Annotated in this window: 13 protein-coding genes; 11 read left to right on the forward strand and 2 right to left on the reverse strand. The window is 59.9% G+C overall.

All coding sequences use genetic code 11. The features are described from left to right. Nucleotides 1–985 precede the first annotated feature (985 nt). Together tynA and paaZ are read right to left on the reverse strand one after the other, a co-directional pair. Nucleotides 986–3,253: a primary-amine oxidase gene (gene tynA, locus C3F35_RS22295; RefSeq protein ID WP_103792238.1), complete on the reverse strand. Its 2,268-nt coding sequence runs from the start codon at nt 3,251–3,253 to the stop codon at nt 986–988. A gap of 176 nt (nt 3,254–3,429) precedes the next feature. Then, nucleotides 3,430–5,475, reverse strand: a complete 2,046-nt coding sequence (gene paaZ / locus C3F35_RS22300) for a phenylacetic acid degradation bifunctional protein PaaZ (protein WP_103792239.1) — start codon at nt 5,473–5,475, stop codon at nt 3,430–3,432. A gap of 283 nt (nt 5,476–5,758) precedes the next feature. Between paaZ and paaA the strand changes: the two genes are divergently transcribed. The 11 genes from paaA to paaK are packed head-to-tail and all read left to right on the forward strand — an operon-like array spanning nt 5,759 to nt 15,275. Further along, nucleotides 5,759–6,688, forward strand: coding sequence for a 1,2-phenylacetyl-CoA epoxidase subunit PaaA (gene paaA / locus C3F35_RS22305; RefSeq protein WP_059307771.1), 930 nt, complete (start codon nt 5,759–5,761; stop codon nt 6,686–6,688). 11 nt (nt 6,689–6,699) lie between these two features. Next, nucleotides 6,700–6,987, forward strand: coding sequence for a 1,2-phenylacetyl-CoA epoxidase subunit PaaB (gene paaB, locus C3F35_RS22310; RefSeq protein ID WP_032611057.1), 288 nt, complete (start codon nt 6,700–6,702; stop codon nt 6,985–6,987). An 8-nt stretch (nt 6,988–6,995) separates the two neighbouring features. Continuing rightward, nucleotides 6,996–7,742, forward strand: a complete 747-nt coding sequence (gene paaC, locus C3F35_RS22315; RefSeq protein WP_032611056.1) for a 1,2-phenylacetyl-CoA epoxidase subunit PaaC — start codon at nt 6,996–6,998, stop codon at nt 7,740–7,742. 14 nt (nt 7,743–7,756) lie between these two features. Then, complete coding sequence (paaD, locus tag C3F35_RS22320) at nt 7,757–8,254, forward strand: 1,2-phenylacetyl-CoA epoxidase subunit PaaD (RefSeq protein ID WP_103792240.1); 498 nt, start codon at nt 7,757–7,759, stop codon at nt 8,252–8,254. A gap of 7 nt (nt 8,255–8,261) precedes the next feature. Continuing rightward, a complete protein-coding gene (paaE, locus tag C3F35_RS22325; protein ID WP_032611054.1) occupies nt 8,262–9,332 on the forward strand; it encodes a 1,2-phenylacetyl-CoA epoxidase subunit PaaE in 1,071 nt (356 codons plus the stop codon). After that, nucleotides 9,329–10,096, forward strand: coding sequence for a 2,3-dehydroadipyl-CoA hydratase PaaF (gene paaF, locus C3F35_RS22330; RefSeq protein ID WP_103792241.1), 768 nt, complete (start codon nt 9,329–9,331; stop codon nt 10,094–10,096). Before paaE ends, paaF begins: the two co-directional genes overlap by 4 nt. Before the next feature lie 2 nt (nt 10,097–10,098). Further along, nucleotides 10,099–10,884 carry a 2-(1,2-epoxy-1,2-dihydrophenyl)acetyl-CoA isomerase PaaG gene (paaG, locus tag C3F35_RS22335; RefSeq protein ID WP_032611052.1) on the forward strand — a complete coding sequence of 262 codons (786 nt, stop codon included), beginning with the start codon at nt 10,099–10,101 and terminating at the stop codon, nt 10,882–10,884. Between the two features lies 1 nt (nt 10,885). Continuing rightward, nucleotides 10,886–12,307: a 3-hydroxyacyl-CoA dehydrogenase PaaH gene (gene paaH, locus C3F35_RS22340; protein ID WP_103792242.1), complete on the forward strand. Its 1,422-nt coding sequence runs from the start codon at nt 10,886–10,888 to the stop codon at nt 12,305–12,307. Further along, nucleotides 12,297–12,719, forward strand: a complete 423-nt coding sequence (paaI, locus tag C3F35_RS22345) for a hydroxyphenylacetyl-CoA thioesterase PaaI (RefSeq protein WP_103792243.1) — start codon at nt 12,297–12,299, stop codon at nt 12,717–12,719. The genes paaH and paaI overlap by 11 nt, the downstream gene beginning before the upstream one ends. Continuing rightward, on the forward strand, nt 12,719–13,924 hold the full coding sequence (pcaF, locus tag C3F35_RS22350) for a 3-oxoadipyl-CoA thiolase (protein ID WP_032611048.1): 1,206 nt from the start codon (nt 12,719–12,721) through the stop codon (nt 13,922–13,924). Before paaI ends, pcaF begins: the two co-directional genes overlap by 1 nt. Before the next feature lie 34 nt (nt 13,925–13,958). Beyond that, complete coding sequence (paaK, locus tag C3F35_RS22355; RefSeq protein ID WP_077227297.1) at nt 13,959–15,275, forward strand: phenylacetate--CoA ligase PaaK; 1,317 nt, start codon at nt 13,959–13,961, stop codon at nt 15,273–15,275. The last annotated feature ends 20 nt before the right edge of the window (nt 15,276–15,295 follow it).

The following is a 15,295-nucleotide window of genomic DNA, read 5'->3' on the forward strand; positions in this document are numbered from 1 at the left end:
ACCGTGCGCGGTGTGGTTTTCTCCCTCTCCTTGTGGAAGAGGGAACAGACCGTGCGCGGTGTGGTTTTCTCCCTCTCCTTGTAGAAGAGGGAACAGACCGTGCGCGGTGTGGTTTTCTCCCTCTCCTTGTGGAAGAGGGAACAGACTGTGTGCGGTGTGGTTTTCTCCCTCTCCTTGTGGAAGAGGGGACAGATTGTGCGCGGTGTGGTTTTCTCCCTCTCCTTGTGGAAGAGGGAACAGACCGTGTGCGGTGTGGTTTTCTCCCTCTCCTTGTGGAAGAGGGGACAGATTGTGCGCGGTGTGGTTTTCTCCCTCTCCTTGTGGAAGAGGGAACAGACTGTGCGCGGTGTGGTTTGCACCCTCTCCCTGTGGGAGAGGGCCGGGGTGAGGGCATCAGGCCGCACAATGCCCGTTGTTAGCCGCCACCCGACAATGCAAACCGCACAGGCACAAATAAGCCGGGCATCTGCCCTGATGCCAGACAGTTAAACGCTTCGGTATTTCTCAATGACTGAAGTGGAAGAGTTCCATTCACTAAAATACCTCTGCTTTATGCCCCTTCCGCTGCGGTCAACGCTTCGGCGATTTTCAGCCGGACTCTTCCCCCTCATGCTTCTCAGTCGCCTGAATGTGGCACCGGTGTTGAGTCCCCGCTGAAACCGGCGAACCGGAGACCGGATGACAAGAGCTGGACGCCAGGGATGGCGGCCAGAGGCGAATCGAGACAGGATGTCGAGTTGAGCCGACCGCAGGCAGCCGGTCGGGAGGTGAGCGCAGTGCGAAGCACCGGTTTCATTGCGGGGCCGCGGGGATTGACAAGGGGGGCCCGGCGGCCCCCCTTGTCACGTTCACGGGTTGTGTAATGCCATGTTCTGCTGAACCTGAGGTGAACGGAACAATCCGCCGGGCTTAACTGACTGGCATTAAGGTAATCTGCCGGGCTTAACTGACTGGCATCAGGGTAATCTGCCCGGCGTTTTAACGCTTACTGCGCCTCTTTCTTCTTACCCAACGACGGCGTTTCATCGAAGAAGTTCCAGGGTTTAAGCAGGGTATGCACCCACTCGGTCGGCATGATTGGCCACTCCTCCGCACGGGCCACGTGCGTAGTCCCCGTGGTCATCCACACGACGTCATCCTGGTTATCCAGCGATTCATTATCCTTGCTGAACTGGCCCAGCCCCTTATCCTGGGCGGAGCGGTTCGGGAATTTGCCTTCCGGGTACATCTCGTTTGGATGGTAGCGGGTCACCCACAGCTGTTTATCCATAAAGCTCAGGCGATGATAGATCCACTCGTCCGGGGCAAATTTGGCGCCGGTCGCCACCGGGTGCGTACCGCCTGCATAAGGGATGATCTGGTAGGAGACTGGGTTGCCCATGCGGTTCTCTTTGCTGGTGTTGCTCAGCAGACGAATGGTGCCCGGGTCAAATTTCTGCGCGGCCTGCTGCTCAGAATCAATGTTGTACTGGTTGATCTGCAGGGTACTGGTCCGCGGGCCGCCTGCGGTATTCGGCTTCACTTCCGGGTCCATCGCCACCAGGCTGTTGTTGGTGCCATCCACGTCCAGATCCAGACGGAAGTTATAAATATGCTGGTGGGTCGTGCCGACGATGTTGTGGTCAATCAGCGTGCCGTATTTTGTATCGTCTTTCGCGCTCGGGTCGTGCATGGTTTTCGCCATCACACCTTTCACCGCTTCGATACCGGTCGCCCCGGCATCAATGCCGATGGTGCCGTTTTCGTGGAACACCCAGTCGAAGATGTAGTCGTAGTTCCCTACGGTACTGATCCAGCGCACCACCAGCTCCCGACGCTCGGTGCTGACGTTCGGCTGATTCATCTCCTGGTGTTTATACTCCGGCCCGGCGTAGCGTTCGAAGATTGCGATGGCTCGCGGGATCTCCATAGGCGCACCGGTGTAGTCCGGGATGGTCTGATTCAGCAGCACGGCGTTGGATGGCACATCTTTGCCGCGCACCAGCGGTGAAGTAAGGGTCCCCATGCCGTAGTCGCCAGAGTCAAGATAGGCCTTGAAGTACCAGCCCACGTCCGGGTCACCGTAAGGAACGATCATTCCTCCCAGCGATCCCTCGTACATCACCTGACGTTTTTTACCGTTATCGTTGAAGGTGACGGTGGAGATAACAGGCCCGACGCGTGAGTCGAGGCTCAGGTGGAAGTCCCAGTTTTGCCAGTGGATCATATTGCCGGTGATGGTGTAGTTCTTGCCTTCCGGCTCCGTAATATCCAGTGGCTTATGGGCGACCGGTTCGCGGTCGCGGCCATCATAAGGACGCGATTGCATCGGCACCGGAACGATCGCACCTTCTTCGATTTTGACGATTTTCTTCTCGATCAGGTCAACCACCGCCACCAGGTTTTCAATCGGGTGCGCCCAGTAGTTACCGTCCCCGGTATCCAGATAGCTCACCACTTTCAGCAGGCGATCTTCCTGTTTCAGGCCATCTTTGCCGTCAAAGTAGCCGACCGTCAGCGGGGTGGTCATCACTTTGCTCGGGTCATTGATACCGCGTTTTTTCAACGCGTCGGCATACTCCTGGCTGCCGGTGACGATCTTCTGCACCGCCATAAAGTCATCCAGCAGCACCATGCCGTGGGCATCTTTGATCGGCTCCCAGTGCAGGATCTTCTTATCCTGCAAATCCACCAGCGCTTCGATAACAAATTTACCGTCCAGCATGGTGATATTCGCCTGACGCGGCGCATCCACCGCCGTGCCATTCAGCACAAAATCCCACACTTTGGCTTTTTGCGGCTCAGCCAGCGCAATCTGGGTAAAGCGGGTATTCGGTTTAAAGTCCGGCGAGGCTTTCACAATCTCGACGGCCTGTTTAATTTCATCTGCGGATAGCGCATTCAGGGGATGCGGAGTCTTTTCCACCTGGAAGGTCTGGTCGAGGCCGGACTGAAACACATCGTTAACAAAGGTATCGGAGATCCAGGCCTTGTTATCTTTTATCACTACCGGCACCTGCAAGGTCAGCGGTTTGCCGTTGACGATGGCAGTGGTCGCGCCCGGCTTCACTTTGATGAAGGCCCCATCTTTGCTGATGGTGTAGATCTGGGCGTAGTCGTCCCATTTCACATCAGCACCAAACTCGGTCAGGGTTTTATCCAGCTCGACAATATGCGCTGCGCTTCCGTGCGCCAGCGCCTGGCCTGAAAAGAGACAAGCAACGGCCAACGCCAGCACCGTTTTACGTGGTGAAAAGAGTAAGGAGCTTCCCATGATTAACCTCTGTTGTATGTGTTGTTATCCACTCGGGACCGCTGTTCTGCGCGCGGTTTATTCATTGCCAACATAGCAACAACGCTGTGCGTACCGTTTGCCTGCATTTGCCAGATGTTTTGTCAGATGTGCCAGAAGCCGGGTAACGTGCGCGACGTTACCCGGAGGGAGAGGGATCAGGCGTCAAAATCCCCGTGTTGACGTGAGACGAGGGTCAGGATGGAGTAGAGGGCCACCGGCTGCTGATGCTGGTTGAAGATCTCCACCGCCCATTCGACCACACCGGTCGGTTTCTCTTCCGCCGTGCGCTGTTTCTTCAGCGTCTTGCGCTTACAGGTCAAACGCACCTGAATGGTATCGCCCGGTTTGACCGGCTCAATAAAGCGCAGGTTCTCCATGCCGTAATTGGCAATCACCGGCCCGACGCCCGCATCGACGAACAGCCCGGCCGCAGCGGAAATAAGGAAGTAACCGTGCACCACGCGCTCGCCAAAAATTGACTCCGCTGCGCCAATCTTGTCCATATGGGCGTAGAAATGATCCCCGCTCAGACAGGCAAAGTTAACGATATCGGTCTCGGTCAGGGTGCGGCGCGGCGTCAACAGGCTGTCGCCCGGCTGTAACTCTTCAAAGTATTTGCGGAACGGATGGACGCGGTCCTCCTGTACCTGAGCGCCACGCACCCACTGCTGGCTGATGGCGGCCAGCATGCTCGGGCTGCCCTGGATCGCGGTGCGTTGCAGATAGTGTTTCACCGCCCGCAGGCCGCCCAGCTCTTCGCCGCCCCCTGCGCGGCCCGGGCCACCGTGGACCAGTTGCGGCAGTGGGGAGCCGTGACCGGTAGACTCTTTGGCAGACTCTTCGTTAAGGATCTGAATACGGCCATGCGCGCGTGCGGCCCCGGCGATAAACTGACGCGCCAGGCGCAGATCGGCCGTCACCAGCGTCCCGGCGAGGCTACCTTCCCCGGCACGGGCGAGGGCCATCGCATGATCGCGGCTCTGATACGGCATCAGGGTGGCGACCGGGCCAAAGGCTTCGGTGGCATGCACGGCCGGGGTTTCATCCGGCTGCGGGCAGAACAGCAGCGTCGGCGGGAAGAACGCCCCGGCGGCATTCAGGTCAGCTTTACCGCCGAGACGGATCTGGCAACCCGCCGTGACTAAGGCATCCACTTTCTCCTGCACGTCAGCACGTTGTTCAGCATTGACCAGCGACCCCATTTTGATGCCTTCCTGAGCCGGATCGCCATATGCCACTTTTTCCAGTCGGGCGATGAGCGCCTGGCTGACAGCCTCCACCTGCGCCTGCGGCACAATAATCCGGCGGATAGCGGTACATTTCTGTCCGGCTTTGGCCGTCATCTCACGCACCACTTCGCGGATAAACAGGGCAAATTCTGGCTGCTCTGGCGTCACGTCATCACCCAGCACGCAGCAGTTCAGGGAGTCGGCTTCCATGGTAAAGGGAATCGATTTTGCCACGATGTTCGGGTGGACGCGTAGCATCTGGCCGGTAACGGCGGAACCGGTGAAGGTCACCACGTCCTGATGATCCAGTTGGTAGAGCAGATCGCCCGCGCCGCCGCAGATGAGGCTGATCGCACCCTCAGGCACCAGGCCGCTGTCGACAATCGCTTTGACCATGGCCTGTGTCACCTGCGCGGTGGCCGTCGCCGGTTTAATGATCGCGGGCATCCCGGCAAGCCAGGTGGGCGCCAGTTTTTCCAGCATCCCCCAGCAGGGGAAGTTGAAGGCGTTGATGTGCACGGCCACGCCGGATTTAGAGGTCAGGACGTGACGCGCAGCAAAGCCGCCTTCTTTTGACAGCGGGATCAGTTCATCTTCCGGCCACAGGGTGTCGTCCGGCAGTTCGCGGCTGCCGAGGCTGGCGAAGGTGAATAACGTGCCGATCCCCCCTTCGATATCGACCCAACTGTCGGCGCGGGTCGCCCCCGTTTGCGCGGACAGGGCATAAAACACCTCTTTCTGGCTCAACAGATGTTTTGCTACCGCCTTCAACATGGCGGCACGTTCGATAAAGGTCATGGCATGAAGCGATTCGCCGCCTTTCTCAATGGCGTAACGACGCGCGGCGGCCATATCCAGCCCTTCGCTGGTGACCTGCCAGAGGGCTTCGCCGCTAATGGCGTGCTGAATCGTGCGCTCACGGCCCCGGCCAGACTGCCAGGTGCCGGACAAAAAGCTGGCTAACTGCTGCATTTTTCTCTCCAGGTGGTTCGTGATATCGCTATAGATAGTTTGATTATGAATCATAAAATGCAAGTGATGTTTTAATGATTTGTTAACATTGTGATCTTGTCTGACTATTCCTGCCCCGAGCTTCCCGCTATCAACGGCGGCTTAGCAAAAGGCTTGCGAGCCACATCACAAAATAAACAAACACTCCTTGGGGTTATATTTAACCTTTGTGTAACTTTTAAGAAACGAAGTGATTCATGATCGAATGATATTTGCTTGTTAAACGAATCATAAGGGTAATGACGTGACCGAAGAACAACGCTTTGAACAGCGAATCGCGCAAGAGACGGCCATCGAGCCGCAGGACTGGATGCCTGACGCGTATCGCAAGACGCTGATCCGCCAGATTGGTCAGCATGCCCACTCTGAAATTGTCGGCATGCTGCCGGAAGGAAACTGGATCACGCGCGCCCCGACGCTGCGCCGCAAGGCCATTCTGCTGGCGAAAGTGCAGGATGAAGCCGGGCACGGTCTCTACCTCTACAGCGCAGCGGAAACGCTGGGCTGTGCCCGGGAAGACATCTACCAGAAGATGCTCGACGGCAAGATGAAATACTCCTCCATCTTCAACTACCCGACCCTGAGCTGGGCCGATATCGGCGTAATTGGCTGGCTGGTGGATGGCGCGGCCATCGTTAACCAGGTGGCGTTGTGCCGTACCTCCTACGGCCCTTATGCCAGGGCGATGGTGAAAATCTGTAAAGAAGAGAGCTTCCACCAGCGTCAGGGCTTTGAAGCCTGCATGGCCCTGGCGCAGGGCAGTGAAGCCCAGCGTCAGATGTTGCAGGACGCCATCAACCGCTTCTGGTGGCCAGCACTGATGATGTTTGGCCCAAACGACGACAACTCGCCGAACAGCGCCCGCAGCCTGGCCTGGAAAATCAAACGTTTCGGCAATGACGAACTGCGTCAGCGTTTTGTGGACAACACCGTACCGCAGGTAGAGATGCTGGGGATGACCGTCCCGGATGCCGATTTGCACTTTGATGCCGAAAGCGGTCACTACCGTTTTGGCGAGATCGACTGGCAGGAGTTTGATGAGGTGATCAACGGACGCGGTGTCTGCAATCACGAACGCCTGGCCGCCAAGAATAAAGCCTGGGAAGAGGGGACGTGGGTGCGCGAAGCCGCCCTGGCGCACGCAGAAAAACAACACGCCCGCAAAGTCGCGTAAGGGGAATCAAGATGAGCAAAACCTACTGGCCGTTATATGAAGTGTTCGTCCGCAGCAAACAGGGTTTATCCCACCGTCACGTGGGCAGCCTGCACGCCGCCGACGATCGCATGGCGCTGGAAAACGCGCGGGATGCATACACCCGCCGCAGCGAAGGCTGCTCCATCTGGGTAGTGAAGGCGAGCGAAATCGTGGCCTCGCAGCCGGAAGAGCGCGGTGAGTTTTTCGACCCGGCGGAAAGCAAGGTTTACCGCCATCCCACTTTCTACACCATCCCTGATGGCATCGAGCACATGTGAGGTCCGGGATGAAAACGTTAACGCATTATGTTCTGCGCCTGGGTGATAACGGCCTGGTGCTCTCCCAGCGTCTGGGGGCCTGGTGTGGCCACGCCCCGGAGCTGGAGATCGACCTCGCGCTGGCTAACATCGGCCTCGACCTGCTGGGCCAGGCGCGCAACTTCTTAACCTATGCCGCCGAACTGGAAGGCGAGGGCGACGAAGATACGCTGGCCTTCCAGCGTGATGAACGTCAGTTCAGCAACCTGCTGCTGGTGGAGCAGCCGAACGGCAACTTCGCCGACACCATTGCCCGTCAGTACTTTATCGACGCCTGGCATGTGGCGCTGTTTACCCGTCTGACCCAGAGCCAGGATCGGCAGCTGGCCGCCATCGCCGCCAAATCCATTAAAGAAGCACGCTATCACCTGCGCTTCAGTCGCGGCTGGCTGGAACGTCTGGGTAACGGGACCGCGCTCTCCACGCAAAAAATGCAGCAGGCGGTTAACGACCTGTGGCGCTTCACTGCCGAACTGTTCGAAGCCGATGAGATTGACCTGGCGCTGGTGGCCGAGGGTATCGCCGTGGATCCACGAAGCCTGCGTGCCGAGTGGGAAGCCGAAGTCTTTGCCGGGCTGAGCGAGGCAACGCTGAGCGTGCCGGACGAGTCGGCCTACCGCAGCGGCGGTCGTAAAGGGCTGCACACCGAACATCTGGGGCCGATGCTGGCAGAGATGCAGTATCTGCAGCGCGTCTACCCCGGCCAGCAGTGGTAACGCAGGAGATCGCCATGCAACGTTTTGCTGACCTCGCCCCGGCCGCCGTCCCGCAGATCTGGTCTTTGTTAAGCCAGATCCCGGACCCGGAGATCCCGGTGTTGACCATTACCGATTTAGGGATGGTGCGCAGCGTGACCCCACAGGGTGAAGGCTGGGCGATCGGCTTCACGCCGACCTATTCCGGCTGCCCGGCCACCGACCATCTGATGGGGGCGATCCGCGACACGCTGACAGCGCATGGTTATGCACCGGTTCACATTGCCATTCAGCTGGATCCGGCGTGGACCACCGACTGGATGACGCCGGACGCCCGTGAGCGTCTGCGCCAGTACGGCATCAGCCCACCAGCCGGACACAGTTGCCATGCGCATCTGCCTGCCGGGGTGACCTGTCCACGCTGTGCCAGCACCCACACCACTTTGATCAGTGAATTTGGTTCCACGGCCTGTAAAGCGCTTTATCGCTGCGACAGCTGCCGCGAACCCTTCGATTATTTCAAATGTATTTGAGGTCGCCATGACAACGTTTCATTCCTTAACGGTGGCAAAAGTAGAACCCGAAACCCGCGATGCGGTGACCATCACCTTCGCGGTTCCCCAGACGTTGCAGGAGGCGTATCGCTTCCGTCCGGGCCAGCATCTGACGCTGAAAGCCCATCTGGCAGGCGAAGAGCTGCGCCGCTGCTACTCCATCTGCCGCAGCGTGCAGCCGGGCGAGATCAGCGTGGCGGTTAAGGCCATCGACGGCGGGCGCTTCTCGCGCTATGCCCGGGATGAGATCAAACAGGGAATGGCGCTGGATGTGATGGTACCGCAGGGCCATTTTGGCTATCAGCCGCTGGCCGAGCGGGAAGGCTGCTATCTGGCGATTGCCGCCGGTTCCGGCATTACCCCGATGCTGGCCATCATCTCCAGCACCCTGAAAACCGAACCGCACAGCCAGTTCACCCTGATTTACGGCAACCGCAGCAGCCAGAGCATGATGTTCCGCCAGGCGCTGGCCGATCTCAAGGATAGCTATCCGACCCGCCTGCAGGTGGTCAACATCTTTAGTCAGGAGACGCTGGACAGCGAGCTGCTGCACGGGCGTATCGACGGCGAAAAACTGCAGGCCCTGGCAAAACACCTCATCGACTTTAGCCAGTTTGACGAAGCCTTTATCTGCGGCCCGGCGGCGATGATGGATGAAGCCGAACTGACGCTGAAAGCGCTGGGGATGCCGGAAAAATCGCTGCACCTTGAACGTTTTAACACCCCAGGCACCACGGTGAAACGTGCCCACGCCGTCCAGGCCGAGGGGCAGAAAGTGACGGTGCGCCAGGACGGACGCGACCGCCAAATCACCCTCACCGCCGATGACGAAAGCATTCTCGACGCCGCGCTGCGTCAGGGGGCCGATCTGCCTTACGCCTGTAAAGGCGGGGTTTGCGCCACCTGCAAATGCAAAGTGGTGCGCGGCAAAGTGGACATGGCCACCAACTACAGCCTGGAGCCGGACGAACTGGCGGCAGGTTACGTCCTGAGCTGCCAGGCGCTGCCGCTGACCCACGACGTGGTGGTGGACTTTGATGCGAAGGGGATGGCATGAGCGACCTGATTGTCACCCGCCATGGCCGGGTGCTGCACCTGACCCTGAATCGCCCGGCGGCCCGTAATGCGCTGAATAACGCCCTGTTGAGCGAGCTGGCCGCCACCCTGGAAGCCGCTGCCTCTGACAGCGAGATTTCAGTGTGCGTGATTGCCGGTAACGAACGTTTCTTTGCCGCCGGGGCCGATCTCAATGAGATGGCCGAAAAAGATCTGGCCGCCACCCTCAACGACATTCGCCCCCAGCTGTGGGCGCGGATCAATGCCTTCAACAAACCGCTGATAGCCGCGGTTAATGGTTACGCGCTGGGTGCCGGGTGCGAGCTGGCGCTGCTGTGCGATCTGGTCATCGCCGGAGAAAACGCCCGCTTCGGTCTGCCGGAGATCACCTTAGGCATTATGCCGGGGGCAGGCGGCACGCAACGGCTGATCCGCAGCGTCGGGAAATCCCTTAGCAGCAAAATGGTGTTGACCGGCGAAAGCATCACCGCCCGTCAGGCACTGGCGGCAGGGCTGGTGAGCGACGTTTATCCCGAAGCCTTAACCCTGGAATATGCTCTGCAGCAGGCGGCACTGATGGCACGCCATTCGCCGCTGGCTTTGCAGGCGGCGAAGCAGGCGCTGCGTCAGTCCCAGGAAGTGGCCCTGCAAGCCGGGCTGGCGCAGGAACGCCAGCTCTTTACGCTACTGGCCGCCACCGACGATCGCCGGGAAGGGATCGATGCCTTCCTGCAAAAACGCACCCCCGATTTTAAAGGACGCTAACCATGGATTTCATTCTGAGTCATGTTGAGCAGGGCGTGATGACCCTCACCCTGAACCGCCCGGAGCGACTCAACAGCTTTAACGAGGAGATGCACCTGCAGCTGGCCGAGTGCCTGAAGCAGGCCGAGCGCGATGACCGCGTGCGTTGCCTGCTGGTGACCGGAGCCGGACGCGGTTTTTGCGCCGGGCAGGATCTTAACGACCGTAACGTGGACCCGAACAGCCCTGCGCCCGATCTCGGGATGTCGGTGGAGAAATTCTACAACCCGCTGGTGCGCCGTCTGGCAAAACTGCCTAAGCCGGTGATCTGTGCGGTGAACGGCGTGGCTGCCGGAGCCGGTGCCACGCTGGCGCTGGGCTGCGACATCGTGATTGCCGCGCGTTCGGTTAACTTTGTGATGGCTTTCAGCAAGCTGGGGCTGGTGCCGGATTCCGGTGGCACCTGGCTGCTGCCGCGTCTCACGGGCCGCGCCCGGGCGATGGGGCTGGCTCTGCTCGGGGAGAAGATCAGCGCTGAGCAGGCCCATGCCTGGGGGATGATCTGGCAGGTGGTGGATGATGCCGAACTGACCGACACCGCACGTCAGCTGGCGGTGCATCTGGCTTCGCAGCCTACCTTTGGCTTAGGGCTGATCAAGCAGGCCATTAACGCTGCTGAAACCAACACCCTTGATGCGCAGCTGGATCTGGAGCGCGACTATCAGCGCCTGGCCGGGCGCAGCGCCGACTACCGCGAAGGGGTCAGCGCTTTCCTTAACAAACGCGCGCCGCAGTTTACGGGGAAATAAGATGACGATTCATACCGTAGCGGTGATTGGTAGCGGCATCATGGGCGCAGGGATCGCTGAAGTGGCAGCCAGCCACGGGCATCCGGTGCTGGTGTATGACATCAATGCCGACGCCATCTCCCGCGCCATCGACGGGATCCGCACCCGTCTGGAATCCCGTGTGGCGCGGGGCAAGTTGAGTGCCGAGGCGTGCGAGCTGACGCTCCAGCGCCTGGTCCCGGTGACCGACATTCAGGCGCTGGCGAGGGCCGATCTGGTCATCGAAGCCGCGTCTGAGCAGATGGCGGTCAAAAAAGCGTTGTTTGCCCAACTGGCAGAGATCTGCCCGGCCAAAACCCTGCTGACCAGCAACACCTCGTCAATTTCGATTACCGCGATTGCCGCGGACCTGAGCCACCCCGAACGTGTGGCCGGGCTGCACTTTTTTAACCCGGCACCGGTGATGAAGCTGGTGGAAGTGGTGAACGGGCTGGCGACCTCGGAAGAGGTGGTTGAGCAACTGAGCGCGCTGGCGGTGAAATGGGGTAAACAGCCGGTGCGCTGCCAGTCCACGCCGGGCTTTATCGTTAACCGCGTGGCGCGTCCGTACTACGCCGAGGCCTGGCGCGCGCTCGAAGAGCAGGTTGCCGCCCCGGAAACGATCGATGCCGCGCTGCGTGAAGGTGCGGGCTTCCCGATGGGGCCGCTGGAGCTGACCGACATGATCGGCCAGGACGTGAACTTCGCCGTCACCTGTTCAGTATTCAACGCCTTCTGGCAGGAGCGCCGTTTCCTGCCGTCACTGGTACAGCAGGAGCTGGTGCTGGCCGGGCGCTTCGGCAAAAAGAGCGGCCAGGGGGTCTACAACTGGCGCAGCGACAGGCCTGCGGCAAGCTGGCTGGAGACCGTCAGCGACGCGGACAGCGCCATAAGCGTGCAGAGAAGAAGTGACGGTGTCACCGAAATAGATGGCCTGCTGCTGATTGAGACCCAGGGCGAAACCGCCCAGGCACTGGCGAACCGTTACGGTCAGCCCGTGGTGGTGTGCGATCGTCAGGAAGGGGATGTCGCGGTGATCGCCGTTGCCGCCAGCAACCCGGCCTCTGCCAACCGCAAAGCGGTGTGGCATCTGCAGCAGCAGGGCAAGCGCGTGTTGCAGGTAGCCGATTATCCCGGCCTGCTGATCTGGCGCACGGTGGCGATGATCGTCAATGAAGCGCTCGACGCCCTGCAAAAAGGGGTCGCCAGCGAACAGGATATCGATACCGCTATGCGCCTCGGGGTGAACTATCCGCGCGGCCCGCTGGCCTGGGGAGAACAGCTTGGCTGGCAGCGTCTGCTACGCCTTCTGGAAAACCTGCAACGTCACTACGGTGAAGAGCGTTACCGTCCGTCGTCCCTGCTGCGCCAGCGCGCGCTTCTGGAGAGTAGCTATGAGTCATAACGCCTGGCGCAACGCCCGCGCCATGTATGAAAACGATGCCTGCGCCCAGGCCTATGGCATCGACATTATTGAGATGGATGAGGGCGTCGCAGTCCTGACCATGACCGTCACGCCACAGATGCTTAACGGCCATAAGAGCTGCCACGGCGGCCAGCTCTTTACCCTCGCGGATACCGCCTTCGCCTACGCCTGCAACAGCCAGGGGCTGGCTGCGGTGGCCTCGGGCTGCACCATCGATTTTGTTCGCCCGGCCTTTGCCCAGGAAAAACTCACTGCCACCGCGCAGGTGCGTCATCAGGGGAAACAGACCGGCGTGTATGACATCGAAATTGTTAACCAAGAGCACAAAACCGTTGCCCTGTTCCGTGGGAAATCCCACCGCATCGGCGGCACTATTACAGGAGAAGCATGATGCGTGACGCCTTTATTTGTGACGGGATCCGTACCCCCATTGGCCGTTATGCCGGGGCATTGTCTGGCGTGCGCGCAGACGATCTGGGCGCGATCCCCCTGCGCGAGCTACTGCTGCGTAATCCGGGTCTGGATGCGGAACGTATTGATGACGTGATTTTTGGCTGCGCGAACCAGGCGGGGGAAGACAACCGCAACGTGGCGCGGATGTCCCTCCTGTTAGCCGGGCTGCCGCAGACCGTTTCCGGCACCACCCTGAACCGCCTCTGCGGTTCCGGTCTGGATGCGCTGGGCTTTGCCGCCCGCGCTATCCGCGCCGGTGATGGCGACCTGATGATCGCCGGTGGCGTGGAGTCCATGTCCCGCGCGCCTTTCGTGATGGGCAAGGCCACCAGCGCCTTCCAGCGCCAGAATGAAATTTTCGATACCACCATTGGCTGGCGTTTTGTGAACCCGCTCATGGCGCAGCAATTTGGTACTGACAGCATGCCGGAAACGGCAGAGAATGTAGCAGAATTGTTACGGATTTCCCGTGAAGACCAGGATGCCTTCGCGTTCCGCAGCCAACAGCGCACCGCCCGGGCGCAGGCCAACGGCATCCTGGCTCAGGAGATCGTGCCAGTCATGGTTAAAGGCAAAAAAGGGGCCGTTACCGAAGTGGTGCATGACGAACACCTGCGCCCGGACACCACTCTGGAGATGCTGGCCGGGCTGAAAGCCCCGTTCCGCGCCAATGGTGTAGTGACCGCAGGCAATGCCTCTGGTGTAAACGACGGTGCCGCGGCGCTGATTATCGCCAGTGAAGAGATGGCGGCGGCGCAGGGGTTAACCCCGCGTACCCGCATTGTGGCGATGGCGACCGCCGGTGTCGAGCCGCGTCTGATGGGACTTGGTCCCGTCCCGGCAACCCGCCGCGTGCTGGAGCGCGCTGGCCTGAGCATCACTGATATGGACGTTATCGAACTGAACGAAGCCTTTGCTTCGCAGGCGCTGGGCGTGCTGCGCGAGCTGGGGCTGCCGGACGATGCTCCGCATGTTAACCCCAACGGTGGCGCTATTGCCCTGGGCCACCCGCTGGGCATGAGCGGGGCGCGTCTGGCGCTGGCCGCCAGCAACGAGCTGCATCGTCGTAAAGGGCGTTATGCGCTCTGTACGATGTGCATTGGTGTCGGTCAGGGCATTGCCATGATCCTTGAGCGTGTCTGAACAATTATAAAAATGTGAGTACCCTACAATGACAATCACAATGACAACGAAGCTTGATTCGATCGAAACCGCGTCCCTGGATGAACTGCAGGCCCTGCAAACTCAGCGCATGAAGTGGACGCTAGAACACGCCTACAACAACGTGCCGATGTACAAGCGCAAGTTTGATGCTGCGGGCGTACATCCTGACGATTTCAAAGAGTTAGCGGATATCCGCAAGTTCCCGTGCACCACCAAACAGGATCTGCGCGACAACTATCCATTTGATACCTTCGCGGTGCCGATGGAACAGGTGGTGCGTATTCACGCCTCCTCGGGTACCACCGGCAAACCGACCGTGGTCGGCTACACGCAAAACGACATTGATAACTGGGCCAACATTGTGGCGCGCTCCCTGCGTGCCGCCGGTGGCAGTGCGAAAGACAAAATTCACGTGGCCTACGGCTATGGCCTGTTCACTGGCGGGCTGGGCGCACACTACGGTGCCGAGCGTTTAGGCGCGACGGTGATCCCCATGTCCGGCGGCCAGACCGAGAAACAGGCCCAGCTGATCCGCGATTTCCAGCCGGACATGATCATGGTGACGCCATCCTACTGCCTTAACCTGATCGAAGAGCTTGAGCGCCAGATGGGTGGCGATGCCAGCCAATGCTCCCTGCGCGTCGGTGTTTTTGGGGCTGAACCCTGGACCCTGGCGATGCGCCGCGAAATCGAGAAACGTCTCGGCATTACCGCCCTGGACATTTACGGCCTGTCCGAAGTGATGGGTCCGGGCGTGGCGATGGAGTGTATCGAAACCGCCGACGGGCCGACTATCTGGGAAGATCACTTCTACCCGGAGATCGTCAACCCGAACGACGGCACGCCGCTGGCGGATGGCGAGCAGGGCGAACTGCTCTTCACCACCCTGACCAAAGAGGCGCTGCCGGTGATCCGCTACCGCACCCGCGACCTGACCCGCCTGCTGCCGGGCACCGCCCGCACCATGCGCCGGATGGATCGCATCAGCGGTCGCAGCGACGACATGCTGATCATCCGCGGCGTGAACGTCTTCCCCTCCCAACTGGAAGAGGAGATCGTCAAGTTTGAGCACCTGTCGCCGCACTACCAGCTGGAGGTGAATCGTCGGGGCCATCTTGATTCGCTTTCGGTCAAAGTGGAGCTGAAACAGAGCAGCTTAACCCTGACCCACGAACAGCGTTGTCATGTATGCCATGAGCTGCGCCACCGCATCAAATCGATGGTGGGGATCTCCACCGACGTCACCATTGTGAACTGCGGCAGTATCCCGCGTTCCGAAGGCAAAGCCTGCCGCGTCTTCGACCTGCGTAAGGTCGCCGCCAACGGCTAACCCCGGCCTGCTGACCCTCT

Source organism: Leclercia sp. LSNIH3, from assembly GCF_002935105.1.
Taxonomy (GTDB): domain Bacteria; phylum Pseudomonadota; class Gammaproteobacteria; order Enterobacterales; family Enterobacteriaceae; genus Enterobacter; species Enterobacter adecarboxylatus.

Bases quoted from the DNA above. Each gene is read 5' to 3' on its own strand.
- paaI (WP_103792243.1), top strand. From the start codon at position 12,297: ATGAGTCATAACGCCTGGCGCAACGCCCGCGCCATGTATGAAAACGAT.
- paaF (WP_103792241.1), top strand. From the start codon at position 9,329: ATGAGCGACCTGATTGTCACCCGCCATGGCCGGGTGCTGCACCTGACC.
- paaB (WP_032611057.1), top strand. From the start codon at position 6,700: ATGAGCAAAACCTACTGGCCGTTATATGAAGTGTTCGTCCGCAGCAAA.
- paaD (WP_103792240.1), top strand. From the start codon at position 7,757: ATGCAACGTTTTGCTGACCTCGCCCCGGCCGCCGTCCCGCAGATCTGG.
- paaC (WP_032611056.1), top strand. From the start codon at position 6,996: ATGAAAACGTTAACGCATTATGTTCTGCGCCTGGGTGATAACGGCCTG.
- pcaF (WP_032611048.1), top strand. From the start codon at position 12,719: ATGCGTGACGCCTTTATTTGTGACGGGATCCGTACCCCCATTGGCCGT.
- paaZ (WP_103792239.1), bottom strand. From the start codon at position 5,475: ATGCAGCAGTTAGCCAGCTTTTTGTCCGGCACCTGGCAGTCTGGCCGG.
- tynA (WP_103792238.1), bottom strand. From the start codon at position 3,253: ATGGGAAGCTCCTTACTCTTTTCACCACGTAAAACGGTGCTGGCGTTG.
- paaH (WP_103792242.1), top strand. From the start codon at position 10,886: ATGACGATTCATACCGTAGCGGTGATTGGTAGCGGCATCATGGGCGCA.
- paaE (WP_032611054.1), top strand. From the start codon at position 8,262: ATGACAACGTTTCATTCCTTAACGGTGGCAAAAGTAGAACCCGAAACC.
- paaG (WP_032611052.1), top strand. From the start codon at position 10,099: ATGGATTTCATTCTGAGTCATGTTGAGCAGGGCGTGATGACCCTCACC.